Origin of the sequence: Sulfurimonas sp. NWX79 (assembly GCF_039667035.1) — a bacterium.
Taxonomy (GTDB): domain Bacteria; phylum Campylobacterota; class Campylobacteria; order Campylobacterales; family Sulfurimonadaceae; genus Sulfurimonas; species Sulfurimonas indica.
In genome coordinates this window covers 1-987 of record NZ_JALCZL010000058.1, presented here as the reverse complement: position 1 = coordinate 987, position 987 = coordinate 1, and the positions used below count along the sequence as shown (strand labels likewise).

Annotated in this window: 1 protein-coding gene; it reads left to right on the top strand. The window is 42.8% G+C overall.

The window, feature by feature from the left end:
• Window positions 1–987 (top strand): autoinducer-2 kinase (lsrK, locus tag MNY27_RS10880; protein ID WP_346392347.1); only part of this gene is annotated, 987 nt, incomplete at both ends.

Sequence of the window (987 nt, the reverse complement as noted above, 5' to 3'; positions counted from 1 at the left end):
AAAATAATCGCCCTGACATCTATAAAAAAGTAGCTTCTATCTCGATGATAGGGGACTGGATATTAGCAAAACTCAGTGGAAAAATAGCAGTGGATCCAAGTAATGCAGGAACAACAGGCATCTTTTCTCTTGTCTCACGCAAGTGGGAAGCTGAAATGGCTCAAAGAGTAGGCTTAAAAGATGATATTTTCCCAGAAGTTTTAGAAACAGGCGAAGTCCTTGGAAGTGTGACACAAGAGGCATCTCACGTAACAGGACTCTCTACACTCACGCAGGTAGTGATGGGTGGTGGAGATGTGCAACTTGGCTCTGCAGGTCTTGGTGTAGTAAATGAGGGGGATGTAGCAGTTCTTGGCGGGAGTTTTTGGCAGCAGGTAGTAAATATTAAAAGTGATGTGACACCTCCTAACGATATGGGCATACGTGTTAACCCTCATGTAGTAGAGGGCCTCTCTCAAGCAGAGGGGATTACATTTTTTTCTGGACTTGTAATGAGATGGTTTCGAGATGCTTTTTGTCAGTTAGAAAAGCTTGAGGCAAAAGAGCAGGGGTGTGATGTATATGAGGTTTTAGAAGAAAAAGCGAAAAATGTTCCTGTTGGCTCATACGAAATTCTTCCAATATTTTCAGACTTTATGAAGTATGGCAAGTGGTATCATGCCGCACCATCTTTTTTAAATCTTGGTCTTGATAGCGAAAAATACAATACCATCTCAATGTTTCGAGCTTTAGAAGAGAATGCAGCAATCGTCTCAAGTATCAATCTTGAAAAGATAGAAGCTTTCTCTGGCATAAAGATAGAAAAAATCGTCTTTGCAGGTGGAGCAAGTAAGGGTGAGCTTTGGTCACAGATACTTGCTGATGTTACAGGATGTGAAGTGACGATCCCAAAAGTGACAGAGGCAACAGCACTTGGTGGGGCAATGGCTGCTGGTGTGGGTGTCGGTGTTTATGATACGCTTGAAGATGCGGCAGAGAAGCTTGTCG